Origin of the sequence: Cryobacterium sp. Y82 (genome assembly GCF_002929495.1) — a bacterium.
GTDB lineage: Bacteria > Actinomycetota > Actinomycetes > Actinomycetales > Microbacteriaceae > Cryobacterium > Cryobacterium serini.
In genome coordinates this window covers 60,398-83,344 of the sequence record NZ_PJJJ01000023.1, presented here as the reverse complement: position 1 = coordinate 83,344, position 22,947 = coordinate 60,398, and the positions used below count along the sequence as shown (strand labels likewise).

Genomic DNA, 22,947 nt, shown 5'->3' with positions numbered 1-22,947 from the left:
CATCACCTACAAGTATGAGCGGCACGACAAGCGCGTCGTCATCGACGGATTGAACGAGGCGAGCCACGAACTGCATTCCCGCCTCGCCGGCAACCTCGGCGGAGAGCACTAACCGGGGCAGCTGCGTCGTTACCGCGCACCGGCGCTGACGGTTCGACGGCCTGACGACTCAGTGCGGGCCGCCGACGAGCTTCAGGCCGACATACAGCCGATCAGGCCAGGCAGCAACGCGATTTTCGGCCAAGTGCATCACCTGCAGACGGTCACCGCCCATTCAACGCTCCCCCTTCCCATGTCGAGCTTCGCACACCGCCGTAAGTTCGCCCGCGTCACGGCGGGCGAACGACGCAACCCCGCGTGTTCTGACGCTCAGGCGGACGACTCGAGTTCTGCCCACATTCTGCCCACAACTGGCAGGCAGTGTATGAGTAGTGGTGGACACGTGCGCCGCGAGCCCGGTCATCACGTGCTCTCCGGCACTGTCAATGGCACTGGCGCCCTGACTGTACAGATCACGAGCCCGGCAAGCGAGTCGGTTATTGCCCGGTTGGTGTCTCTCGTTGCCGAAGCATCCGAGACGAAGTCGATCCGTGCGCCTTTCATGGAGAAGGCCGAGCAGCGTTACTCGCTCGGCGTGGTCATCGCGACCCTTGTCGTTTTCGCCCTGCCGTTGCTGTCCGGCGAGGACTTTCGCGACGCACTCCTGCGCGCGATTACGTTCATGATCGTCGCCTCCCCGTGCGCGGTCGTCCTGTCAACGATGCCTCCCTTGTTGGCTGCGATCGCCAACGCCGCTCGCCACGGCATCCTCGTGAAGTCCGCCACCGTAATGGAGGCGATGGGGCGTACTCAGATAGTTGCCTTCGACAAGACGGGAACCCTCACCGAAAGTGCTCCTATCCTCGTCGAGGTCACCCCCGCTGCTGGGCGTAGCGCACAGGCGGTGCTAAATTTCGCCGCTGCGGTCGAGCACCACAGCGAGCACCCCCTAGGTCGCGCCGTCGTGCGCGCTGCCGAAACAACGGTGACCCCGGCGAGTGATTTTCGGGCCATTCCCGGCCAGGGCGTCCAAGGCATTGTCGACGGACAAGTCGACGGCCAACTCACGGGGACCCTGACCTTGCAGGACGCGCTCCGCCCGGACGCCGCAATAGCGGTCGCTCGAACGGCGGCCATCACCCAATACCCAGTCCACCTACTCACCGGCGATAACCAGCGCACCGCGGCCGATATCGCGGCCCGCACTGGTATTACCGACGTGCACTCCCGCCTGCTCCCCGAAGACAAGGCGGCCATCGTCTGGAGGCTCGAGGGCGACGGCATCCCGGTGCTGATCGTCGGTGACGGCGTCAACGACGCCCCCCGCCCTCGCGTCGGCCAGCGTAGGCATCGCGATGGGACGCCACGGCTCTGATCTCGCGCTCGAGACCGCCGACGCCGTCATCATTCGTGACGAACTCGCCGCGATCCCGAGCGTCATCGAACTCTCGCGGAAGGCGCACCGGTTTGTCGTGGCCAACCTCGTCATCGCGGGGACTTTCATAGCCGTACTCGTGACCTGGGACCATCTCGACGCTGCCCCTCCCCCTCGCCGTGGCCGGCCACGAGGGTTCCACCGTGATCGTCGCCCTCAACGGTCTGCGACTCCTTCGCACAAAGGCATGGCGCCAGGCCCGGACTCCGAACCGCGCGCTAGAACAGGTGGCGACCGCCCCGGAGGAGATCCGTCATGCTTGAGGTCTTGCGCAACCGAACCTATCGCCGACTGTTCGGTGCGCAGATCGTGGCGCTCATCGGTACCGGAATGCTCACCGTTGCCCTGGGCCTACTCGCGTTCGATTTGGCCGGCGGCGACGCCGGCATCGTGCTCGGTATCGCACTGACCATCAAGATGCTCGCCTATGTCGGCATCGCCCCGGTGATTTCCGCACTCACCGCTCACGTGCCGTGAAAGACCCTGCTCGTTTCAGCGGATGTGCTCCGCGCGATCGTCGCACTTTCGCTACCGTTCGTCACCGAGGCCTGGCAGATTTATGTACTCATCATCGTGCTGCAGGCTGCCTCGGCAACCTTCACCCCGGCATTTCAAGCTCTGATTCCGGAGGTTCTGCCGGAGGAAAGTGAGTACACCCGGGCCTTGTCGCTCTCCCGATTGGCGTATGACCTCGAGTCATTGCTGAGCCCGATTCTGGCCGCCGCGCTATTGACCGTGATCAGCTACTATTCCCTATTCGTAGGAACGTTGGTCGGATTCGTCGGCTCCGCCCTGCTCGTGCTCTCGGCCACGCTGCCGGCCCACCGGGCATCCGTTCCGGCGCCCTTTTGGGAGCGCCTCACCCGCGGCGTCCGCGTCTTTGGGCGCACGCCGGAACTGCGGGCCTTGCGCGCGATGAATATGGTCGTAGCCGCCTCGACCGGCATGGTCATCGTGAACACCGTCGTGCTCGTGCAGAGCCACTTTGGTCGCGCCCAGTCCGCCTTTGCGATCGCCCTAGCGTGTGACGGATTCGGGTCGATGCTGGTCGCACTGGCATTGCCACGGGTACTCGACCGCTTCGCCGACCGACGCGTCATGCTGCTCGGCTGCGAGTGCCCGGCGCCCAGCTCGGCCTCGCCCCGACGGCCCTTGTGCTGGCCGTGCTGGGAACGGCAGCAGCGGCTACTGCCGCCCGCGTCTGGACCCCGTCAGCACCCATTCGCGACACCGAATCATCGGCCGTGACAGCGGGACGCGACGGTCGACCCACGTTGCCCCACACAGAAGCTCAGCGCCGGGGTTTTTGACACGTCCGTCGCCGGTATCGCGCTCAGTATCTGGGGGTGCAACGGAGCACTCAACGGGCCCGTTGTGCGCGCGAAAGCCGGGGACACGCTCGATGTCCCGGTCACCAATACGCTCGCGGAATCGACGCGTGTGCACTGGCACGGCCCGGCTCTGCGCAATGACGCCGACGGCGTTCCCGTTGTCACCCAACCCGCAATCAAACTGGGTGCCAACTTTGACTATCAATTTTGGCTCAACAAGCCCGGCACCTATTGGTATCACTCACACGTCGACATGCGACGCGAACGCGGCCTCTCCGGCGCGCTCATCCTCGAGGACCCGCGCGAGCCTTTGCTGTACGCACCTGCACGGACACAGCTTCCAACTGACCAACAACGGCCCCCGCAAAGACACCGTAATCGTCCGCCCGAAGGAAAAGGTCACCTTCGAATTCGACGCCGACAACCCCGGACAATGGATCGCCTACTGCCACAACGCGTACCACGCTGAACGCGGCATGATCGGACTGTTCTCCTACGTGCGTTAGCGTGCCGACCCCAACTCCGGTCGTCAATTTGATCTAAATGTGTGTTGCTGATATCCAGCTGAAAAAGATACCCCTAGAGGTATAATCAAGTGGTCACGAATAACGAGAGGAACTACATCATGATGTGGGACAACGGAACAATGGGGTGGTCCTGGGGATTCGGCCTGCTGGCTCTTGCAGGCGTCGCCGTGCTCATCTATGTCATTGTGCGTTTACTGTCGAACAAATCCGCGAGCGATGACACGCGATCCGCTCCGAGACAAGCTGATTCGGCCAGTGCCAGGCAAATTCTTGAGGAGCGTTTCGCTCGAGGGGAGCTCACAGCGGAGCAGCTCCGTGATCAGCTTCGGGTGCTCGAGGAGGGCCGGTAGTGCCCAATCTCAGTCGCCGCAGCGCCCTGATCCTCGGTGGAGTGGGAATTGCAGGCACAGCTGTAGGTGGAACGGGTTTCTTCGTCAATCAACGGGTCGCATCAACTACGTCACCGGCATCTCCGTCCGGGAGCGACCTCATGGAACCCCCGGTGCTCCAAAGCGTCAACGGCACTCTCACCGTTGACCTCGAGTCTTCACCCCAACAGGTGACCATCGCTGGCCGTGACGTACGAGCGCTCAGTTACAACGGTGGCGTGCCCGGCCCCACACTGCGCATTCGAGCGGGAGATACCCTCAGCGTGAGCCTACGCAATGGTCTGGCAGACCCCAGCAACCTGCACGTGCACGGACTCCACGTCTCGCCCGAGAATAACAGCGACAACATGTTCATCACCGTCGCAGCCGGCGACTCCTTTGATTACCAATACGAGCTGCCCGCCAATCACCCGCCGGGCGTCTACTGGTATCACCCGCACCACCACGGTTTCGCAGCCGATCAGGTATTTGGCGGGCTTTACGGCGCCATCATCGTTGAAGACCCTGACCCCATCCCGGCCAGCCGGGAACGCGTCCTCGTCATCTCCGACATCACCCTCGATTCTATGGGAACAATTCCGGCCGCCACAGCGATGGAGAAAATGTCTGGACGCGAGGGAAACCTCGTCCTCGTCAACGGCCAACTCTCCCCCAGCATGACTGCCCGCCCTGGCGAACGGGAACGCTGGCGCATCATCAATGCCTGCGTGTCCCGCTACCTGCGGCTGCGCCTTGACGGGCAGCTTATGTCCCTTCTCGGAATCGACTCCGGACGTTTCGAAGCCGCGCGCGACGTCGACGAGGTCGTGCTGGCCCCTGGGAACCGGGCCGACCTTGTCGTCACCGGCATAGCCGGCACCTCCGTACTGCGTGCCCACGCCTACGACCGAGGCATGTCCGGCGGAATGATGATGGGTCGCGGAAGCTCCACTGCCGCCGCCGACATCGCGCTGGCGACACTCACGGTGGCCGGTGACACCATCGCCGCGGTCGCCGCTATACCCGGCCAACCCGTTCCACGTGACCTTCGCACGGCTACCGTAACCGCCCGACGCGAGTTCATCTTCGCGATGGGAATGGGCGGGAATATGGGCGGCGGAATGGGCGGAGACATGGAGGGCGGTATAGGCGGAGGAATGGGTGGCGGAATGATGTCAGCCACGATCAACGGCCAGGTATTTGATGCCACCCGGATCGACACGACAGTGCAATTCGACAGCGTGGAGGACTGGTTGCTAACAAATACCAGCCGGCTCGATCACCCCATGCACCTGCACGTGTGGCCGATGCAGATCATCGAACAGTCAGGCCAACCCGTCAAAACCATCATGTGGCAGGACGTCGTGAACATCCCGGCACACAGCACTGTGCGCGTGCGCATCGCGTTTGACGACTTCAGCGGACGTACCGTGTACCACTGCCACATCCTCGACCACGAAGACAGCGGCATGATGGGCGTCATCACCGCAAACTAACAGTGGTCACCAACCATTAACTCAGAAAAATAAATCAGGAGAAACCAATGAACTATGCACACACCATCACGGTCTCGCTGCCCTACGAACAAGCAGTCTCCAGAGTGCGCAAAGAACTCGCCAACCAGGGATTCGGCGTTCTTACCGAAATCGATGTCCACGCGACCTTCGAAACGAAACTCGGCGTGGAAAGCGCGCAGGCACTGGGCGACTACCTGATCTTGGGCGCCTGCAATCCGGCCCTGGCCGAACAAGCACTCACCGCAGAGCCCGACATGGGCTTGCTACTTCCGTGTAACGTCGTCATCCGACGCAGCCCCTCAGCGAATACGACCACGATTCAAGCTATCAACCCGCAAACCATAGTCCAGCTCAGCAAGTCCTCAGGGATACAGAACGTTGCTGATCAAGCCGATGAACGCCTTCTCGCCGCGCTAGCCGCTCTCCAAGGAGAAAGCAGCAGCAACTAATACGCACTCTCGCCCGCCAGAGCACGGTGAGGACCGTGTCGCTGATGCTGCGCAAAACAATGCGCGGCGGCGCTCTTTCTGACATGACGGCTGCGCACATACCCGACCGCGGAACGAGGATATCCTCGCCCCCGGCCGTGCGCTGTCAAGCCTCGAGAGCAGGAGCAGTTACCAGCGTTAGCGCCCGAGTAGCCGGGACCAGAAGGAGCCAGTCGACTTTTCTTTAACGTGCCCGGCACATTGCTGGTTGCGTGGCACACCGCGCATGACCTGATCAACGTGCTGACCGCAGCCCGCCCACGTTGTCTTTTGGCACACTTTGCAGGTGACGGAACGACACATAATAAATCTCCATTCAATAAGGTGGACTGCTAAAATAATTATACCCCGGGGAGTATTCTATCTACGCGAAGCCAGGGATGCGTTCATGTGACCCTGCTGTGAGCGGTCTTGCGGTTTTTTAAGAAGCGTGAGGCTTAGCTGGCGGCGATACTGGCGCGCACGTCGTCCATGTTGAGGTTCTCGACACCGGTAATGAGCTCTTCCAGGCTGGCTGCGTTCAGGGCGCCCGGCTGGGAGAAGACGAGTACGGAGTCCCGAAATGCCATCAGCGTGGGGATGGAGCGGATGCCGGCGGCTGCGGCCAATCCCTGTTCGGCTTCGGTGTCGACTTTTCCGAAGGTGATTTCGGGGTGTTTTTCAGATGCCGCGGTGAAGGTCGGGGCGAAACTGCGACACGGGCCGCACCATGCGGCCCAGAAATCAACCAGCACGATGGGACTCTGGGTAATGGTCGCGTCAAAGGTGGTCTCGGTGAGATCGATAGTAGCCATACACAAAGCCTATACCCTTAGGGGTATCTTGCATACCGTACGGGGTATGTGCGAGACTGAGGCGCATACCCACTACACGCCCCATTCGTGTCGGCGTGGTGGGCCCCGATCTTTGGAGGCCACGATGATTTTGACCCAGTACTACCTCAACTGTTTGTCCCATGGTTCGTACCTCGTCGCTGATGAGACGAGCGGTCAAGCCGTTGTCGTGGACCCTCGGCGCGACATCGACGAATACCTCGCTGATGCCCAGGCGAACAACCTGACCATCGTCGGCGTAATCAACACGCATTTCCACGCTGACTTCGTCGCCGGTCACCTCGAGCTGGCCGCAGCCACTGGCGCGTGGATCGGCTACGGGGCCCGCGCCGAGGCCGAGTACGAGATCCGTCACCTGGCCAATGGTGAGAAAATCTCGCTCGGTGAAGTGGAACTGGAAATTCTCGACACCCCCGGGCACACCTGGGAGTCCATCAGCATCGTCGTTCGTGAACACGCCGGCGACGCCGTGCCCCACGCCGTCCTTACCGGCGACACCCTCTTCATCGGTGACGTGGGCCGTCCCGACCTGGCCGCATCCGTCGGCGCCGATCCCGACCAACTGGCCCGCGCCCTGTACGCGTCGATCCACACGACGCTTCTCGCTTTGCCTGATGCGGTACGTGTTCTCCCCGCGCACGGTGCTGGTTCCGCCTGCGGCAAGAACCTCTCCGATGAGCTCGAATCCACCATGGGCAACCAGCGCCTCACCAACTCATCGGTTCAGCCGATGAGTGAAGACGACTTCGTGACAATGATCCGCAGCGGTCAGCCGGCAATCCCCGGCTATTTCGCCGTTGACGCGATGATCAACCGCACCGCGCACAAAATCATCGGTTCCACCCGCGAACTGGCACCGCTCACCTTGACGGATGTTCGCAGATCCGTTGAAAACGGAGCCCGCGTTCTCGACACCCGCAGCCCCGAAAACTTCGCGCTCGGGCACCTGGCCGGATCCATCAACGTGGGACTGGACGGTCGCTTCTCCGAGACGGCCGGCATGATCATCCAGCACGACGACAGTATCGTGATCATCGCCGACTCCGGCCGCGAAGCCGAGGCCGGAATGCGGCTGACCCGTATCGGCTTCGACCGGGTCGCCGGATATCTGACAAACCCGGTGCAGGCGTTCACCGACCTCGGCCCGCTGGTGCAGGTCGGTGCGCGGGTCGGTCTTAACGGCTTCGAGGCTCTGCGCCGACACTCCGCCGCCACAATCCTCGACGTACGCAACCCCGGCGAGGTCGAGCAGGGCGCGATCCCGGGCTCGCTGCACATTCCCCTCGCCGAGCTGAGCGAGCGCCACGCCGAAGTGCCCGCCGGACCAGTGATCATCCACTGTGCCAGCGGCTGGCGTTCGAGCGTCGCCGCGAGTGCCCTGCGGGGCCTTGGCCATTCGGACGTCACCGACCTCATCGGCGGCTACAACGCATGGGCCGCCCAGTATTCAGTGAAAGCCTGATAGAGATAACGCCGCGGCTGAACACCTAACCAAAGCTGGCTTCACGGCAGACACGATCGTCAGCGGCATGCCTCAGTGGAAGGCCGCGTGGCAGGCCGCAAGGCTGCCTAGGATCGCTCCGCTCCCGCACCAAACTGAAACGGATCTACTATCTCTGACACCACGCGCACCGTCAGCCCTACTTTGCCACCGATCGAGGCAGACGAAGTCCACCGATGGGTTCTCAATCATGACGACCTGATGATCATCGATGTGAGGGATGGCTCCGAGTTTGAAACCCGGCATATCCGGGGTTCCTATCACGTGCCGCTCCACCTGCTCAAAGAACACACTGAAGAGTTTGCGGCGCAGATGGCCTCCCGGGTTGTGCTGGTGTGCCAGTCGGGTCGACGCGCTGAAGAAGCGCGAAAGAATCTTGACGCCGCTGGCCTGACCGATGCTCGAGTGTTGACCGGTGGCGTCGCGAGCTATGCCGCGGCCGGCGGCGATATCGTCACCGGCCGCTCCACGTGGGCCATGGATCGACAGATACGCATGACGGCCGGATCCCTGGTCTTGGCGAGCGTGCTGGCCGGAAGGTTTATCCATCCGCGGTTCCGTCTTCTCGCCGGCGTCATCGGCGCCGGCCTCACAGTGTCGGCCGCCACCAACAGTTGCACGCTGGGCCGAATTCTGTCGTGGATGCCCTGGAACCGCCCGGTTTCCGAGCCCACGAAGAGCGATGTCCTCGCTCAGCTGGCACCGCACGCATGATCCTGGCCGCGCTGCTTCTGGGAGTGATCGTCGGTGCGCTCCTCGGCCTAATCGGTGGGGGCGGGTCAATCCTGGCCGTTCCGGCATTGGTCTACGGTGTCGGGTTGCCCCTCGAGGAGGCGATTCCAACGTCGCTGATCGTCGTGGGAGCGGCGTCGGCGGTCGCCGTGCTCCCGCGGCTGCGCGCCGGCGTGAACTGGCGGCTGGCTGGCATCATCGGCGCCGCCGGAATCCCCACCGCCTACCTCGGCACCCTCGTAAACCGGCTGGTTGACCCCCAGCTCCTGCTTATCGCTTTCAGCGCGATCATGGTCATTGCCGGTGTGCGGATGTTCTTTGCTACCCCCGCTGCAACTGGCCCCTGCGCGCTGCCCGGCGGCGAGACCCGGTGGCGCAGTTGCCTGCCCCGTGCGCTGGCCACGGGCACCGTGGTCGGGTTCCTGACCGGGCTGCTCGGCGTCGGCGGCGGGTTTCTGATTGTTCCGGCACTGGCCCTCGTGCTCGGACTCCCCATGGGCGTCACGATCGGCACGTCCCTCGTGATCATCGTCATCAATTCGGTCGCCGGCTTCAGCGCCCACCTGAGCGACGTGCAGATCGACTGGGCCGTCACCGGCGCCTTTGCGGGAACGGCCATGCTGGCATCCTTAATCGCGGGCAGACTCGGCCGAAGGCTCCCCGATCGCGTCCTCAAAACGAGCTTCGCGATCCTTGTGGTCTGCATCGCCGTGTACGTCGCGGTACGCGCCCTCGTGGGCTAGCAACCGCGAGCGGGATCAGGCGAGGGAGAGAAAAAGTTTTTCAAGCTCATTGACACTGAGCTGCTTTTTTTCTCCATCGGCACCGCCGTCAATGAGACACTCCTTCATTGCCGACGAGATGATCGTGAACCCCGCCCGGTCAATGGCGCTCGAGACGGCAGCCAGCTGGGTGACCACGGCACGACAATCAGCGCCGGACTCGACGGCGGTGATGACGGCGCCGAGTTGCCCCTGTGCACGCTTGAGTCGATTAAGGGTCTTGCGCAGGTCATCGCTGGCGTGGGTCGCGGGTTCGGTAGTTCCCATAGGGGTGTACTCCTGTTGATAGGCGGATGCGCGGCTGGTTTTACTGGGGAGTAAAATACCCCTTAGGGTATCAGTATACTGAAATATGACAGCAAGCGTTTCACCATGAAAAGTAAATGAGGGCTATTCAAATGCGTGACCAGCGCACCAGCAGGGACGAATCATCACGGCGTGCCCCGTGGCGCGGCACGCTGGCCGGGCTCGGCGCGGACCTGCGTCGCTGGCCCGCCCGTCGCTGGTGGGTCGCCCTGGCGACAGCATTATTTACGGTGGTCTTCATTGCCATCCCGACGGACTTGATTGACACGCCATTCTTTTCCAGAGAGATCCAACCGACCGCGTGGTCGTGGCCGGTGCTCATTCTCAGCGCGGTCTTAGCGGGCCTGGTCACCGCCACCTATGTGGCACCCCCGGAAGGCGCTTCATTCGGCCGCGCGGCCGGACGGGCGGGCATGGCCGGCTGGCTGGTAACGTTTTTCGCGGTGGGATGCCCCGTTTGCAACAAATTAGTTCTCCTCGCTCTCGGGACAACCGGAGCGATGCATTTCTTCGAACCGGTCCAGCCGTATCTGGCCGCCGCGTCGATTATTTTGCTCGGCTGGGCTCTGTATGCGCGCATGACTCGAGAAAACTCCTGCCGGCTTCCCGCTCGGGCCGATGCTGAGGCGGAAGTTGTCGAGCGTGTTCACTGACCTCAGAGCCTGGCCCGCGCGACGCTGGATGATCGTGGTCGCCGTTACCGTAGGCGCGTTCATGACTCTTGCCACCGGCTACGCACCCAGTGCGGGTGGCGCAGGTGGAGCGCCCTGGTGGACGGTCGCGGCTACTGCCCTTGGAGCGAGTCTGATCGGCTTGATCGTTGCTAGTTTTATCGGCACCCCCATCGGCGCCGACGCAACTCGCTGTGACGCGCGGTGGCCGGCTCTGGGTCTGGTTGCGCTCTATCTGACCACCGAAGTCCGCTCCCTCGACCCGGTCGTGAGTGGTGCTGCTCGCCCTCTCCTGGCCGCTGCCGCCCTCACCCTGTTGATCTGGGCCCTGCGCGAACGACTGACCAGCGAACGCCGAGCCACTACCCGCAGTAAATCGTCAGATTCCACTGACGGTGAAGTCTGCGCCACCTGCACGCCTTTGTTCCCTCGCTCCCGAAAAGTCACCCTCAAGCTGATCACACCGCCACCCTCATCACGCACCGTTCAGGAGACTCAGCCATGAAGAAACCATTCACCGCCATCACAATTGCCATAGCGGCACTGCTCAGCATGGCCGCCTGCGCGAGCCCCGCGCCGGCGCCCTCCATCGCTGTCACCTCGAGCACGGTCATCATCGATGTGCGCACCGCACCAGAATATGTCGGTGGACACCTTCAGGACGCCGTCAACATAGACGTGCAATCTCCGGACTTCGACACGCTGATCACGGCACTGCCAATCGACGGGGATTACATCATCTACTGCGCGACCGGAAACCGATCCGCTGCAGCCGTCACCCGCATGGGCGACCTCGGGTTCGCCACGCTGACCGATGCTGGCGGCGTCACGGACGCGTCTGCCGCCACAGGACTGGCCATCGTCGTCGACAAATGAGCTTCACCTGTGCCCTAGTGAGAGCATACCCCATGGGGTATACTGAGGAGTTCAGCTTGACCAACTAAGGAGTCATTTTGTGCAGTCCCATACGATGCGACAATTGCGGAAAAATCACTTGGGCCGGCTGTGGCATGCACGTCGACGAGGTTATGGCCGACGTCCCAACGAGTCAACGCTGCACCTGCACACCCCGCTCAAATTTCTAACCAACCGTGGGCGTCGCCAAGTTCTTCGCTAACTACCAATAGATCTTGTTGATCCGGCGTTAGACGCTGGTGAGGGCGGTGCCCGAAATCGACCGTTTGTTGATCGTCCCCGTGCACAGAAATCGCCCGTTCGTGCAGCGCAGTATCGTGGATACCAATGCCGTCGCCCTGAATCAGGACGACGCCCCGATCCAAGGAGAACCAGATGTCGGTTGGCCTGCTCGCCGTAGTCGATGACATACTCACCGCTGCCCTCAAAGCGAGCGCGAAAACGGCGGGAGTCGTCATCGACGATGCTGCCGTGACCCCGCAGTACGTCCAGGGGCTCTCACCGGCGCGCGAGCTTCACGTTGTCTGGCGGATCGCGCTGGGCAGCCTGTTCAACAAATTCATCATCATCATCCCGCTGGCACTACTCCTCTCAGCATTCGCGCCGTGGGTGTTGCCGTGGTTACTGATCCTTGGCGGCACATACCTGTGCTTCGAGGGTGCCGAGAAAGTCACCGAATGGTTCGGCGTTCACCATAAGGCTGACAAGACTGAAGCGCGGGATGAGCGCAAGCTCATCTTCGGTGCTATTCGCACCGATCTCATCCTCAGCACAGAGATCATGCTCATCTCGCTGGCAGGCCTTAATCCTGATTTCGAGATCTGGATGACGCTCGGCGCTCTAGTGGTGATCGGGCTCGGCATGACGGTGCTGGTCTACGGCGCGGTCGCGTTGCTGGTCAAGATCGACGACGTCGGACTGACGTTGATGGAGAACTCAGCACGATGGCTGCGACGCACCGGCGCAAGCATCGTGCAATCAATGCCCACCGTGTTCCGGGTGATTGGCATCATCGGGACGGTCGCTATGTTGTGGGTCGGCGGCCACCTGGTGATCGCAAACCTGGCCGACACGTTCTGGCACGCGCCTTACGACGTGCTGCACGCAGCCACCCAGGCCGTCGAAGCTGCCGGACCCATCGTCATCTGGGTCATCGACACTGCCTTATCGGCCGTGTTCGGCCTTGTTTTTGGTCTGATCATTGTCGCAATCGTTTTTGGAATTTCGCGTCTGCTCAAGCAGAACGGGCCAGCCGGCGATTTGTCCGAACTTATCTGACACGAAGAAGCCCCAGTCGATTGACTGGGGCTTCTTCGTTATTCACTCCGTTGGAGTCAGTGGCTGCTCAGAGCCGGTTCGTCGAACTGGTTACTCGTGTTGTTAACACCGCCAGCCTTCAGCGCGGCATCGCCGGCGAAATACTCCTTGTGGTTGTCACCCAGGTCAGAACCGGACATATTCTGGTGCTTGACCGTGGCGATTCCCTCGCGAATTTCGCGGCGCTGCACGCCCTTGACGTAGGCGAGCATGCCCTGGTCGGCGAAGTAGCCCTTGGCCAGGTCATCCGTTGAAAGCGCGGCTGTGTGATACGTCGGCAGGGTGATGAGGTGGTGGAAGATACCAGCCTCTTTCGAGCTGTCACGCTGGAAGGTACGAATCTTCTCGTCAGCGTTGAGGGCCAGTTCGGTCTCGTCGTAGTCGACGCTCATGAGCTTGGCGCGGTCGTATGCGGAGACGTCCTTGCCCTCGGCGAGGAGTGCGTCGTATGCCTGCTGACGGAAATTCAAGGTCCAGTTGAACGACGGGCTGTTGTTGTAGACCAGCTTGGCATTCGGGATGGCCTTGCGAACCTCGTTCATCATGGCCGCGATCTGGCCGATGTGCGGCTTCTCGGTCTCGATCCAGAGCAGGTCGGCACCGTTCTGCAGCGACGTGATGCTGTCGAGCACGCAGCGCGCTTCGCCGGTTCCGGCGCGGAACTGGAACAGGTTGCTGGCCAGGCGCTTCGGGCGCAAAAGCTTGCCGCCCCGCTTGATGACGACATCGCCGTTACCGAGGTCGGCCTCGGTGATCTCGTCCACGTCGAGGAAAGAGTTGTACTGGTCGCCCAGGTCCCCGGGCGTGTAGGTCACGGCGAGCTTCTGCGTGAGGCCGGCACCGAGCGAGTCGGTGCGGGACACGATGATGCCGTTTTCGATGCCGAGCTCGAGGAACGCGTACCGAACGGCGTTGATCTTGGCGATGAAGTCTTCGTGGGGAACCGTGACTTTGCCGTCCTGGTGACCGCACTGTTTTTCGTCGGAGACCTGGTTTTCGATCTGAATGGCGCAGGCGCCGGCCTCGATCATTTTCTTGGCCAGGAGGTAGGTGGCTTCGGGGTTTCCGAAACCAGCGTCGATGTCGGCGATGATCGGCACGACGTGGGTCTCGAAGGCGTTGATCTGTGCCAGGAGGCGGGTGATCTTCTCGTCGTCTCCGACGATGCGGGCGTTGTCGAGGGCGGTGAAGAGCAGGTCCAGTTCGCGGGCATCCGCCTGGCGAAGGAAGGTGTATAGCTCCTCGACGAGTGCGGGAACGGCCGTCTTCTCGTGCATGGACTGGTCGGGGAGCGGACCGAATTCGCTGCGCAGCGCGGCAACCATCCAACCGGACAGGTACAGGTAGCGCTTATTGGTGGTCTTGAGGTGCTTCTTGATCGAGATCATCTTCTGCTGACCGATGAACCCGTGCCAGACGCCGAGCGACTGGGTGTAGATCGAGGAGTCAGCGTCGTACTCCCCCATATCCTTGCGCATGATGTCTGCGGTGTACTGAGCGATCTCCAAGCCGGTCTTGAACCGGTTCTGGGCCCGCATACGGGCGACCGACTCGGGGTTGATGGCGTCCCAGCTGCTTCCGACCTGCTGCTTGAGGGCTTCGATGCCGTCGATGTCTTTCTGGTACACAGTCATGTTCATTCCTTCGACGTATGAGTTGGGCTGAGCCGGGACAACTGACTCAACTGGCCGGTATCGGCTGCTAAACCCAGATTGGCGCAAGAACAACTGGTCTTCTCGGGAAAGTTGCGCAGAAGAAACACGATTCTTCTGCAAATGAAAAGTTATTCGCTAGGAATTCACCTATTCCGGCCACAGGCCGGGTACCAGGATAACCAGCCGGCATCGTGGGCACCGATGACAGGATTCGAGACCTTCAGCGGTGTCGACGCCATCCTCCATCATCTCGGTGCCGCAGGCGGGACACAGGGGGAAGTCGTTCACCGTGCTGGCGATTTCAGGCCGGCACCGCACAGCGGCACGACCACCGATCCGGCCGTGAGCAGACTCGCGGCGACCGCCCAGGTGGGGCTGGCGGCGTCGAACGTCTGGTCGACCGCGGCTCGCACAGCGGCGTACGAGACCGCCGAGGTCGGCTCGACGAAGAGTCCTTCGTCTGCGAGCTCCTGGCGTGCAGCCACGGTTTGCTGGTCGGTGACGGAGACGATGGTGCCGCCGGTGGCACGCACAGCCGCCAGGATCTGTTTGCCCCGCGGCGGGGCCGCGATGGCGATGCCCTCCGCGATCGTGGCGCCGTTCTGAGCGGCCACGGGCGCGTCAAGCCCCTGCGCCATGGCCTGTTCGAGCGGCGAACAAGCGGATGCCTGCACCGCGCAGAGCCGCGGCATCCGCTCGGCAAGACCCGCGGCCACCAGCTCGCTGAAGGCAAGGTAGCAGCCGAGCAGCATTGTTCCGTTGCCGACCGGAACCACCACCGTCTCGGGCAGCGAGCGCCCGCGTTGCTCCCAGATCTCGTAGCCGTACGTTTTCACGCCGTGCAGAAAGTACGGGTGGTAGACGTGGCTCGCGTACATAACGCCGTCCTGCCCCGCCGCCTGCAGGGCCGCCGCGGAGGTGTCCGCCCGCGAACCCGATACCAGCTCAACCGTCGCGCCGTGCGCGCGCATTTGCGCGAGTTTGCCAAGCGAGGTGGATTCTGGAACGTAGACCGTGCAGCTGATGCCGGCCCGACCGAAGTAGGCGGCCATCGCCGTGCCGGCGTTTCCGCTGCTGTCAACCATGGCCCGTGTGACGCCCAACCGTTTGGCGAGGGTCGCGAGCACGACCGCGCCGCGATCTTTAAACGAAAGCGTCGGCAGCAGAAAGTCGAGCTTGAGCTGCACGTGAGGGAGCGCGCGGGAGGGCACGAGGGGCGAGAAACCCTCCCCCAGGGTGACCGTAGGGTCTACCGCGATCGGCAGGGCTTCCGTGTAACGCCAGAGCGAAGCAGCGCGGCCGGGCAGAGCCGCGGCATCCATCGTCAGCGCCAAATCGACCACGTCCAGGATACCGCCGCAGCTGCACTTCCAGGTGAGGCTCTCTACCGGGTAGATTGCAGCGCACTCGGAGCAGACAAGGTCAGGTAAAGCTGGCATCGCTTCAGACTAACTTGCCCCGCCACTAACTTCCCGTGGTGAACTTCCAGGTGCTCGTCGAGACGGGGTTGCCAGCCAGGTCACGCACCATCGCGGTACCGCCAGTAACCGTGACGGTGAAGCTGGTCCTGGCCGCGAGCGTGGAACTAGGGTTCAGGATCCACGTGTTGGTCGTGCCACTACGTGACACAACGCCGGCGATCGGAGCGCCGGTCACAGCATTCTTCAGCGTGAAAGTGGCTGCAGCGACTCCGGCCATCCCCTCACTAAACGTCGCCGAGACGCTCGCGGTACGACTGGCGCCCGTGGCCCCGCTGGCCGGGGTACGGACGGTGATCGTGGGCGCCGGCCAGGTCGTGAAGCTCCACCCGGTCGACGCGAGCGGAGTGCCCGCTGCGTCACGGATCGCCAAGACTCCCCCGGTCAGGCTGACAGCGTATTTCGTGTCGGGTGTATACACAGTTGTGGGATAGAGCGTCGCGATCCGCGTACCTGTGCGGTAGCTCACCGTGCCCGGCAAAACCCTGCCGGCGGGATCCTTGATACGCATCGTCGTCGTCGATACTCCCTGCATATCCTCGCTGAACGTGACCGTCGGGTTTGCCGTCAGTGCCACCCGCGTAGCCAGACTCACCGGAAACTTCGTCACAACCGTGGGACGTATCGTATCGCTGTCAGTTCCGGTCACGATGAGGTCGTCGAACTTGGCCGCATCGTTCTTGCTGCCAAAGCCGACCTTACCGCCGGCGAACGTAGAGTCCGTCGCCTTGGCAACCAGGACTGTGCCACGAAAAACACGGATGGCCGAACCTTGCCGTTCGATGCGAATGGAGTAGTAGGTTCCGGCCGTGATGGTCGTGGCGATGTCGGCGATCTGGGTAGCGGTGCCGTTCACGACGCGAAACAGACCGTTGCTCGCGGCATACTGCCTTTCGCTGAAGTTCACGAAATAGTAGTTGGAGGCATTCTGGTAGTCAAAAATGCCCGAGAAATCGTTCCAAGGCGACGAAGTTGCGACGGTCGATCCGGTGGCCATGACGGAGAAATTTCCGGCCATGACTGTCTTCTGGAGGGCGAGGTTGGCATTCGGCACGGCTATAGATGACGGAGCGGTGAGCGAGTACCGGCCCGACGCGACAGTCCAGGTGCCGCCGTGGATTTCGGTGAAGTTCGCAGCCGTCGAAGTGAAGGGTTCGCGAATGGTCGCTGCCTGGGGTGTCACCGTATTCGGTGGGGAAACCACAGCGCTGGTCCCACTCGCGGTGAACGCGCGCAAAGTGATGGCGTAGGTCTGGCCGTTGACCAGATTGCTAAACGTGGTCGTCTTATCCGTACCGCTCCAGTAGAATTCGTCGGCATTCACACCGCGCAAGACCACCTGGTAGGAGTCGGTCGGCCCCGTCCCCACCCACGATACAAACACCCGCGCGTCACCGGCGATAGCGTGGACTTCGGTGGGTACTGGTGGTGGGCTCACAGCCACGACCGGCGTCAGAAATCCACTGTTGGCCGTGTTCCAGTGGGTGGCGAGATAGCTCGACACGGGCGGCGTGCCCGGGTAATAGTAATCCTCGCTGTGACAGTCGACGGCCGAGGCGAGCCCCGCACAGGTGAAGGTCAGCCGGCCCCCGAGGGTGAAATAGGGGCCTCCGTCGTCGTAACACATGAGGTCGTCCTCGTCGAAGCAATGGCCTCCTTTAATGGAGTGCGGCGCCGAATCCTGCACGGCGCCGATGTTGTGACCAATCTCGTGGGCGATCACAGTCATGTCCAGATAAGCCGACATGGAATAGCGCGGCCGCGACGTAATTCACCGGGCCGAGGCTCGACTCGACCTGGTTCTGCATGCTGACCACATAGTCGTCGAAGGTGAACGTGCCATCCGCTCCGACCGGTGCCATTGTCACGTTGCGCACCGTCACATCGGCACCATTCGTGCACAGAAAGCGGTAATTCTGGCTGGTGGCGGCATCCGCTGCCTCGAGGTTGTTGTTGACCTGCCGCGTGATGTCACGCAGGGGGGCCAGCATTTCGGCGAACCGGTTGGTGCGATCCTGCGGTACGCCGTAGATCACCCCGATGCGCTTGCCGCTCACCCCGCCCGCGCTGCACAGCGCGGTCAGTTCCGACGCCGGAGCGGCGGCCACACGCCGCTCCTCCAGAGCGGATCTCTGCTTCAGCTTGGCCGCACCGCCGAAAGCGTCGACGGGGTCGGGTCCGTGGCTGCACAGGGTGGTCTTGGCGACCGTGATCTTCAGGCGGGCGCAGAGTTCGGCCAGGTCGGGGGCGGTCTGCACGATACCCGTCGTTGAGGCGGGCACACTGGAAGCATCAGCGACATTGGTCGGCAGTACAGTCAACGGGGTGGCAATCATGGGACCCAGGGCGAGCACGCCGAGTGTTCGACGAATGACGCGGGACGGCATCGGAGCACGAACGAATTTCATCCTCGTGTCCTTCCAATGCTGGCCGCGACGTGATCGTCACCATAATGCGGTTCATCCGACCCGACAAGGTTTCAGAAATCTGCGGAGTGCTCGCGCAGCCAATCCATCGCGACCGCGCAGGCATCCAGAACGGCAATGTGCCCGTCTCGAGGCCGCAGCCACAACTCCGCCTCCGGCGTGTTCTGCAGCAGCCAGGTAGCGTGCGCGGGCGGCACCACACGGTCCCGACCCCCCTGCGCATACAGCACAGGGGTCACGATGTCGGAAACGCTGAAACTCCACGGCTGGACGAAGGCCAGGTCGTCATCGACGAGACCCTCGGTTCCTGCGGCGGAAGCGAGACCGACATCTATTCCCAAGGATGCCCACGTGCCCGCCAGCGCCGCATAGTCCCGATCAACAAAGCTCTCGGGGTCGAATTCGGCCGTCAGTTCGTATTCTTCTCGCGCGGCCCGGCCGACCATCGCAGCGCGCAGCGACTCACCGTCGGACGCCATACCGTCGAACCAGTCGAGGCCGTCGGCTTGCAGCGGGGCCAGGCTCGCGAGGCACGCCGTGGCCGACACTCGCTCAGGCAGCAGCGCGGCGCAGGCCAGTGCGTGCGGTCCCCCGCCCGACGCTCCCATCACGGCGAACCGGTCAAGGCCGAGTTGATCGGCCAACTGCACCACGTCGGCCGCTGCCGAAGCGACGCTGCGCCCGCGTTGCCCGGTCGATCCGCCGTAGCTGGGCCTCCCATACGCCAACAGACGGATGCCCCGCGCGGCCGCCGCTACCACCAACGGCTCGAGCAGTGCCCCGGTCTGGGGCGAGCCGTGATGCCAAAGCACTGTGAAGGCATCCGCTGGACTGTGAGCATCGGCACTGTCGTGCACTCGCAGCGTGCGACCATCGAACAGGAGCAAATCGCGTGGGGATGCCATGTGACCAGAGTAGGCCGCTCGGGCGCAGCATCGTCGGTGACACCCGCGCTGATCGGCGGCTTCGTTCTGGTCGGCTGCCTCGATCCGGCACCTCACGAAATCATCGGACACTCGCACGGTCCTGGCCGCTCTCGGTGCGGCCGGCGGCGTGCTGAGTGAGGGGATCGTGTTGGCGATTGTGTAGGAGATGATTGGAGACGGCGGTTGGACCTACCTGCTGGTCATATTCAGCGTGGTACTCGCTTGTGTGGCGGGCATCGTGGCCNGGTACTCGCTTGTGTGGCGGGCATCGTGGCCGCGATTCTGGTCTGCCGGGCTGAGCGACGCAAACGCACCCGCCCGCCCGCCCGCCCGCCCGGAACGAGTTGAGCATGCGTTCCCCAGCGGCTGGGTGGACTTCTAGACCGTAGGGTGGGCACATGGTTATTCGGCGCTACTGGCGCATCGCGGTGTTTGCCCCGTTCGTGGGGTTTCTCCTCGCGGCGGGCGTGGCGGTCGTGATGACCAACGCCGGCAGTGGAGAAACCGAATTTCGGTTCTGGTTCGTCGTGCGTTCCATGGCGAGCTACGGGGTGATTGGCCTCGTCATCGGGGCTGTCGCGCTACTGGGCGGACTCGCCGCAGTGGCGATTGCCGATCGGCACCTAGCCAAATCGCGGCGCCGGCGAGTCACCGTAGCCGCATTGGGCGCGATGGGCGGTGTGGTGATGCTGTCCGTGGCCGTCGCGGCTGTGCTCTCGCTGCTGGACGACGGACTGTATGCCGGCATCACCATCGCATTCGGCGTGGCGTTCGGTGCGGCGGCCAGCGTCGTCGCGGCCGTCATGGTGCTCTACGCAGAACGGCTCAGCCGCTAAGCCGCTAAGCCGCTAAGCCGCAGCGAAACGCTTCTGCGAGCGCGCTTTGGCCTTCTCCGCCTCGATCTCCCGGTTTTTGGGCGGTGCGGCGCTCACGAGGTCTTCGAGCAGGTGCTGGGAGATGTGAGTGATCTCGTGCACCGCGCGGTCGAAAGCCTCCTCATTGGCCTTCGACGGGTGCGTCGCTCCGCTGATCTTGCGCACGTACTGCAGCGCGGCTGCGTGCACCTCGTCGTCGGTCGCGGCGGGTTCAAAGTTGCTTAGGACATGAATGTTTCGGCACATGCCTTCAGGGTAATCAAGGCTTGCGCACCCTTCAATGCCCGGGCGTAGGATGCCCCTGCTTCGCCGGCTTCGACAGGAGACGTCCATGCCAGCACCCACGGCCGACCTGATCAGGCGGCTGCGCGCTGCCGGTTGTGTCTTCGCCGAGGAGGAGGCCGAGCTGTTGCTCTCAGTTCAGCAGTCGCCGGACGAGCTCAACGCCATGATCGACCGGCGCCTCGCCGGATTACCTCTCGAGCAGATTCTGGGCTGGGCCGAGTTCTGCGGCCTGCATATTTTGCTCGATCCGGGTGTGTTCGTGCCGCGTCGGCGCACCGAGTTTCTGGTCTCACAGGCACTGGAACTCTGCCGATCCGAGGCGGTCATTGTCGATCTTTGCTGCGGATCGGGCGCGGTGGCCATGGCGCTGGCCACCACGTTGCCGGATGCGCGACTGTATGCAGTCGATATTGATCCGATCGCCGTTGCCTGCGCCCGCCGCAATGTGGCGAACCGCGGGGAGGTGTTCGAGGGGGACCTATTTGCGCCGCTGCCCGCAATGCTTCTGGGTCGGGTTGACATCGTCGTGGCGAACGCGCCCTACGTGCCGACCGATGAGATCAAGCTAATGCCCCTGGAAGCCCGCGCCCACGAGCCGCCCGCATCGGCCGATGGCGGCGACGACGGTCTCGATGTTCAGCGCCGCATTGCCGCCGCCGTAGCACCGTGGCTATCACCCGGCGGATGTTTGCTCATCGAAACCGGGCAACGCCAAGGCGCACAGACGGCCGGGATCTTCGCCGAAAGCGGTCTGCTCCCCCGCGTTCTGCGAAACGAGGATCTGGACTCGACGCTAGTCATCGGCCTGCCGGTGTCGTGGGCGGATAATCTCAGTGATCGGGTAAGTCTGTAATCGAGGGAGATACGCATGACGACGAGCACCACCCACACCGCACGCCCCGTTCGCGCCGCACGCGGCACCGAACTCACCGCGAAGAGCTGGCAGACCGAGGGGCCACTGCGCATGCTCATGAACAACCTCGACCCGGAGGTCGCCGAGCGGCCCGATGACCTCGTCGTCTATGGCGGCACCGGCAAAGCCGCCCGCACCTGGGAGTGCTACGACGCGATCGTACGCACCTTGGAAACGCTGGAGAAGGACGAAACCCTGCTCGTGCAGTCCGGCAAACCGGTCGGCGTCTTTCGCACCCACGAGTGGGCGCCACGCGTACTCATCGCCAACTCCAACCTCGTCGGCGATTGGGCGACCTGGCCCGAGTTTCGCCGGCTCGAGCACCTCGGGCTCACCATGTACGGGCAGATGACCGCCGGATCGTGGATCTATATCGGTACCCAGGGCATTCTGCAGGGCACCTACGAAACCTTCGGCGCCGTTGCCACGAAAAGATTCAAGGGCACCTTGGCCGGCACCCTCACGTTGACCGGTGGCGCGGGCGGTATGGGTGGCGCGCAGCCGCTCGCCGTCACCATGAACGACGGTGTCGTGCTCATTGTCGACGTTGACCCGGCGCGACTGCAACGCCGGGTCGACCACGGCTATCTCGACGAGATGACCGACGATATCGACGAGGCGATCGACCGAGTGCTCGCAGCCAAGTCGGAACGCCGCGCCCTCTCCGTCGGCCTGATCGGCAATGCCGCGACCGTGTTTGCTGACTTGCTGGCCCGCCGGGTGCCGATTGACATCGTCACCGACCAGACCAGCGCGCACGATCCGCTCTCCTATCTGCCCGAGGGCGTCAGCGTCGAACAGTGGCACGCTTATGCGGCCGAGAACCCCGAAGAATTCACCGTGCGCGCCCGGGCCGCGATGGCCAAGCAGGTGCAGGCCATGGTCGAATTTCAGGATGCCGGCGCCGAGGTCTTCGACTACGGCAACTCCATCCGCGCCGAGGCGAAGCTCGGCGGCTACGAGCGAGCTTTCGAGTTTCCGGGGTTTGTGCCCGCCTATATTCGTCCGTTGTTCGCCGAGGGCAAAGGCCCCTTCCGGTGGGTGGCGCTGTCCGGTGACCGGGCCGACATTGCGGCCACCGACAGGGCCATTCTCAAGCTGTTTCCCAACGATGCCGGGCTCCACCGCTGGATCACCAAAGCCCAGCACAAGGTGCAGTTCGAAGGGCTGCCGGCGCGCATTTGCTGGCTCGGCTACCAGGAACGGCACCTCGCCGGGCTGAAGTTCAACGCGATGGTCGCCTCCGGTGAACTGAGCGCGCCGATCGTGATCGGCCGCGACCACCTCGACTCCGGCTCGGTTGCCTCGCCCTATCGCGAGACCGAGGACATGAAAGATGGTTCCGATGCGATCGCCGACTGGCCGCTGCTGAACGCATTGCTCAACACCGCGTCGGGCGCGACCTGGGTCTCTATTCACCACGGGGGCGGTGTGGGAATCGGCCGCAGCATCCACGCCGGGCAGGTCATCGTCGCCGACGGCACCGCATTGGCCGCCGAAAAGATCGAACGCGTGCTCACCAACGACCCGGGCACCGGGGTCATGCGGCACGTCGATGCGGGCTACGAGCGGGCCGAGGAGGTGGCCCGCGAGCGCGGTCTGCGCGTACCCATGTGGGAAGACTGAG

The 22,947-nt window shown here is 63.1% G+C and carries 23 protein-coding genes and 2 pseudogenes; 17 read left to right on the top strand and 8 right to left on the bottom strand.

Annotated elements, in window-relative coordinates; genetic code table 11:
* The first annotated feature begins 424 nt into the window (after positions 1 to 424).
* The 7 genes and pseudogenes from CXY70_RS02935 (at position 425) to CXY70_RS02910 (ending at position 5,666) form a co-directional block, all read left to right on the top strand.
* Positions 425 to 1,414 carry an HAD-IC family P-type ATPase gene (locus CXY70_RS02935; protein ID WP_199183355.1) on the top strand — a complete coding sequence of 330 codons (990 nt, stop codon included), beginning with the start codon at positions 425 to 427 and terminating at the stop codon, positions 1,412 to 1,414.
* Positions 1,415 to 1,729: 315 nt separating this feature from the next.
* Positions 1,730 to 2,584: pseudogene (locus tag CXY70_RS02930) on the top strand (MFS transporter); the annotation flags it as partial.
* Between the two features lie 264 nt (positions 2,585 to 2,848).
* A pseudogene (locus tag CXY70_RS18205) lies at positions 2,849 to 3,049 on the top strand (multicopper oxidase domain-containing protein); the annotation flags it as partial.
* The gene (locus tag CXY70_RS18200; RefSeq protein WP_233205709.1) at positions 2,991 to 3,311 is read left to right on the top strand and encodes a multicopper oxidase domain-containing protein; all 321 of its coding nucleotides are present in this window, start codon (positions 2,991 to 2,993) and stop codon (positions 3,309 to 3,311) included. The pseudogene CXY70_RS18205 and the gene CXY70_RS18200, both read left to right, overlap by 59 nt.
* A 119-nt stretch (positions 3,312 to 3,430) precedes the next feature.
* Positions 3,431 to 3,682 carry an SHOCT domain-containing protein gene (locus CXY70_RS02920; protein ID WP_104190897.1) on the top strand — a complete coding sequence of 84 codons (252 nt, stop codon included), beginning with the start codon at positions 3,431 to 3,433 and terminating at the stop codon, positions 3,680 to 3,682.
* On the top strand, positions 3,682 to 5,196 hold the full coding sequence (locus tag CXY70_RS02915) for a multicopper oxidase family protein (RefSeq protein ID WP_104190889.1): 1,515 nt from the start codon (positions 3,682 to 3,684) through the stop codon (positions 5,194 to 5,196). Before CXY70_RS02920 ends, CXY70_RS02915 begins: the two co-directional genes overlap by 1 nt.
* 47 nt (positions 5,197 to 5,243) lie before the next feature.
* Positions 5,244 to 5,666, top strand: coding sequence for a DUF302 domain-containing protein (locus tag CXY70_RS02910; RefSeq protein ID WP_104190888.1), 423 nt, complete (start codon positions 5,244 to 5,246; stop codon positions 5,664 to 5,666).
* Between the two features lie 476 nt (positions 5,667 to 6,142).
* Here CXY70_RS02910 and CXY70_RS02905 read toward each other — a convergent pair whose 3' ends face one another.
* Positions 6,143 to 6,499 carry a co-chaperone YbbN gene (locus tag CXY70_RS02905; RefSeq protein ID WP_104190887.1) on the bottom strand — a complete coding sequence of 119 codons (357 nt, stop codon included), beginning with the start codon at positions 6,497 to 6,499 and terminating at the stop codon, positions 6,143 to 6,145.
* A gap of 124 nt (positions 6,500 to 6,623) precedes the next feature.
* Here CXY70_RS02905 and CXY70_RS02900 point away from each other — a divergent pair, with 124 nt between their 5' ends.
* From CXY70_RS02900 to CXY70_RS02890, 3 genes are all read left to right on the top strand, one after another.
* Positions 6,624 to 8,000: an MBL fold metallo-hydrolase gene (locus tag CXY70_RS02900; RefSeq protein ID WP_104190886.1), complete on the top strand. Its 1,377-nt coding sequence runs from the start codon at positions 6,624 to 6,626 to the stop codon at positions 7,998 to 8,000.
* 183 nt (positions 8,001 to 8,183) lie between these two features.
* On the top strand, positions 8,184 to 8,753 hold the full coding sequence (locus CXY70_RS02895) for a rhodanese-like domain-containing protein (protein ID WP_255412004.1): 570 nt from the start codon (positions 8,184 to 8,186) through the stop codon (positions 8,751 to 8,753).
* A complete protein-coding gene (locus tag CXY70_RS02890; protein ID WP_104190885.1) occupies positions 8,750 to 9,514 on the top strand; it encodes a sulfite exporter TauE/SafE family protein in 765 nt (254 codons plus the stop codon). Before CXY70_RS02895 ends, CXY70_RS02890 begins: the two co-directional genes overlap by 4 nt.
* Positions 9,515 to 9,529: 15 nt before the next feature.
* Here the strand turns inward: CXY70_RS02890 and CXY70_RS02885 are convergent, their stop codons facing one another.
* A complete protein-coding gene (locus CXY70_RS02885) occupies positions 9,530 to 9,820 on the bottom strand; it encodes a metal-sensitive transcriptional regulator (protein ID WP_104190884.1) in 291 nt (96 codons plus the stop codon).
* A gap of 116 nt (positions 9,821 to 9,936) precedes the next feature.
* Between CXY70_RS02885 and CXY70_RS02880 the strand changes: the two genes are divergently transcribed.
* From CXY70_RS02880 to CXY70_RS02865, 4 genes are all read left to right on the top strand, one after another.
* A complete protein-coding gene (locus CXY70_RS02880) occupies positions 9,937 to 10,512 on the top strand; it encodes a hypothetical protein (protein ID WP_233205707.1) in 576 nt (191 codons plus the stop codon).
* A 61-nt stretch (positions 10,513 to 10,573) separates the two neighbouring features.
* Positions 10,574 to 11,035, top strand: coding sequence for a hypothetical protein (locus tag CXY70_RS02875; RefSeq protein ID WP_146066037.1), 462 nt, complete (start codon positions 10,574 to 10,576; stop codon positions 11,033 to 11,035).
* Positions 11,032 to 11,406: a rhodanese-like domain-containing protein gene (locus CXY70_RS02870; RefSeq protein WP_104190882.1), complete on the top strand. Its 375-nt coding sequence runs from the start codon at positions 11,032 to 11,034 to the stop codon at positions 11,404 to 11,406. Before CXY70_RS02875 ends, CXY70_RS02870 begins: the two co-directional genes overlap by 4 nt.
* Positions 11,407 to 11,820: 414 nt before the next feature.
* Positions 11,821 to 12,723, top strand: coding sequence for a DUF808 domain-containing protein (locus tag CXY70_RS02865; RefSeq protein WP_104190881.1), 903 nt, complete (start codon positions 11,821 to 11,823; stop codon positions 12,721 to 12,723).
* Between the two features lie 56 nt (positions 12,724 to 12,779).
* On the opposite strand, the gene CXY70_RS02860 is transcribed toward CXY70_RS02865, so the two are convergent.
* From CXY70_RS02860 to CXY70_RS02845, 5 genes are all read right to left on the bottom strand, one after another.
* On the bottom strand, positions 12,780 to 14,396 hold the full coding sequence (locus tag CXY70_RS02860; RefSeq protein WP_104190894.1) for an isocitrate lyase: 1,617 nt from the start codon (positions 14,394 to 14,396) through the stop codon (positions 12,780 to 12,782).
* A gap of 305 nt (positions 14,397 to 14,701) precedes the next feature.
* Positions 14,702 to 15,856 (bottom strand): threonine synthase, encoded by a 1,155-nt coding sequence (locus CXY70_RS02855; protein ID WP_104190880.1) that lies wholly within the window; start codon positions 15,854 to 15,856, stop codon positions 14,702 to 14,704.
* A gap of 25 nt (positions 15,857 to 15,881) precedes the next feature.
* Positions 15,882 to 17,624 carry an Ig-like domain-containing protein gene (locus tag CXY70_RS02850; RefSeq protein ID WP_158250892.1) on the bottom strand — a complete coding sequence of 581 codons (1,743 nt, stop codon included), beginning with the start codon at positions 17,622 to 17,624 and terminating at the stop codon, positions 15,882 to 15,884.
* Positions 17,554 to 18,303 carry a hypothetical protein gene (locus CXY70_RS17470; protein ID WP_146066036.1) on the bottom strand — a complete coding sequence of 250 codons (750 nt, stop codon included), beginning with the start codon at positions 18,301 to 18,303 and terminating at the stop codon, positions 17,554 to 17,556. Before CXY70_RS17470 ends, CXY70_RS02850 begins: the two co-directional genes overlap by 71 nt.
* 71 nt (positions 18,304 to 18,374) lie before the next feature.
* Positions 18,375 to 19,226, bottom strand: coding sequence for an alpha/beta fold hydrolase (locus tag CXY70_RS02845; RefSeq protein ID WP_104190878.1), 852 nt, complete (start codon positions 19,224 to 19,226; stop codon positions 18,375 to 18,377).
* Between the two features lie 419 nt (positions 19,227 to 19,645).
* Here CXY70_RS02845 and CXY70_RS02835 point away from each other — a divergent pair, with 419 nt between their 5' ends.
* Positions 19,646 to 20,083, top strand: a complete 438-nt coding sequence (locus CXY70_RS02835; protein WP_104190876.1) for a hypothetical protein — start codon at positions 19,646 to 19,648, stop codon at positions 20,081 to 20,083.
* Between the two features lie 12 nt (positions 20,084 to 20,095).
* On the opposite strand, the gene CXY70_RS02830 is transcribed toward CXY70_RS02835, so the two are convergent.
* Positions 20,096 to 20,368: a DUF2277 domain-containing protein gene (locus CXY70_RS02830; protein WP_104190875.1), complete on the bottom strand. Its 273-nt coding sequence runs from the start codon at positions 20,366 to 20,368 to the stop codon at positions 20,096 to 20,098.
* A gap of 85 nt (positions 20,369 to 20,453) precedes the next feature.
* Between CXY70_RS02830 and CXY70_RS02825 the strand changes: the two genes are divergently transcribed.
* Positions 20,454 to 21,260: a putative protein N(5)-glutamine methyltransferase gene (locus CXY70_RS02825; protein WP_104190874.1), complete on the top strand. Its 807-nt coding sequence runs from the start codon at positions 20,454 to 20,456 to the stop codon at positions 21,258 to 21,260.
* Between the two features lie 15 nt (positions 21,261 to 21,275).
* Entirely contained in the window at positions 21,276 to 22,946 is a 1,671-nt protein-coding gene (gene hutU / locus CXY70_RS02820) for a urocanate hydratase (protein ID WP_104190873.1), read from the top strand.
* Position 22,947 lies beyond the last annotated feature (1 nt).

Excerpts from the sequence above, each read along its gene's own strand:
- CXY70_RS02935 (WP_199183355.1), top strand. The coding sequence starts at position 425 with ATGAGTAGTGGTGGACACGTGCGCCGCGAGCCCGGTCATCACGTGCTC.
- CXY70_RS02920 (WP_104190897.1), top strand. The coding sequence starts at position 3,431 with ATGATGTGGGACAACGGAACAATGGGGTGGTCCTGGGGATTCGGCCTG.
- CXY70_RS02910 (WP_104190888.1), top strand. The coding sequence starts at position 5,244 with ATGAACTATGCACACACCATCACGGTCTCGCTGCCCTACGAACAAGCA.
- CXY70_RS02905 (WP_104190887.1), bottom strand. The coding sequence starts at position 6,499 with ATGGCTACTATCGATCTCACCGAGACCACCTTTGACGCGACCATTACC.
- CXY70_RS02900 (WP_104190886.1), top strand. The coding sequence starts at position 6,624 with ATGATTTTGACCCAGTACTACCTCAACTGTTTGTCCCATGGTTCGTAC.
- CXY70_RS02890 (WP_104190885.1), top strand. The coding sequence starts at position 8,750 with ATGATCCTGGCCGCGCTGCTTCTGGGAGTGATCGTCGGTGCGCTCCTC.
- CXY70_RS02885 (WP_104190884.1), bottom strand. The coding sequence starts at position 9,820 with ATGGGAACTACCGAACCCGCGACCCACGCCAGCGATGACCTGCGCAAG.
- CXY70_RS02880 (WP_233205707.1), top strand. The coding sequence starts at position 9,937 with ATGAGGGCTATTCAAATGCGTGACCAGCGCACCAGCAGGGACGAATCA.
- CXY70_RS02875 (WP_146066037.1), top strand. The coding sequence starts at position 10,574 with ATGACTCTTGCCACCGGCTACGCACCCAGTGCGGGTGGCGCAGGTGGA.
- CXY70_RS02870 (WP_104190882.1), top strand. The coding sequence starts at position 11,032 with ATGAAGAAACCATTCACCGCCATCACAATTGCCATAGCGGCACTGCTC.
- CXY70_RS02865 (WP_104190881.1), top strand. The coding sequence starts at position 11,821 with ATGTCGGTTGGCCTGCTCGCCGTAGTCGATGACATACTCACCGCTGCC.
- CXY70_RS02860 (WP_104190894.1), bottom strand. The coding sequence starts at position 14,396 with ATGACTGTGTACCAGAAAGACATCGACGGCATCGAAGCCCTCAAGCAG.
- CXY70_RS02855 (WP_104190880.1), bottom strand. The coding sequence starts at position 15,856 with ATGCCAGCTTTACCTGACCTTGTCTGCTCCGAGTGCGCTGCAATCTAC.
- CXY70_RS02850 (WP_158250892.1), bottom strand. The coding sequence starts at position 17,624 with ATGACTGTGATCGCCCACGAGATTGGTCACAACATCGGCGCCGTGCAG.
- CXY70_RS17470 (WP_146066036.1), bottom strand. The coding sequence starts at position 18,303 with ATGAAATTCGTTCGTGCTCCGATGCCGTCCCGCGTCATTCGTCGAACA.
- CXY70_RS02845 (WP_104190878.1), bottom strand. The coding sequence starts at position 19,226 with ATGGCATCCCCACGCGATTTGCTCCTGTTCGATGGTCGCACGCTGCGA.
- CXY70_RS02835 (WP_104190876.1), top strand. The coding sequence starts at position 19,646 with ATGGTTATTCGGCGCTACTGGCGCATCGCGGTGTTTGCCCCGTTCGTG.
- CXY70_RS02830 (WP_104190875.1), bottom strand. The coding sequence starts at position 20,368 with ATGTGCCGAAACATTCATGTCCTAAGCAACTTTGAACCCGCCGCGACC.
- CXY70_RS02825 (WP_104190874.1), top strand. The coding sequence starts at position 20,454 with ATGCCAGCACCCACGGCCGACCTGATCAGGCGGCTGCGCGCTGCCGGT.
- hutU (WP_104190873.1), top strand. The coding sequence starts at position 21,276 with ATGACGACGAGCACCACCCACACCGCACGCCCCGTTCGCGCCGCACGC.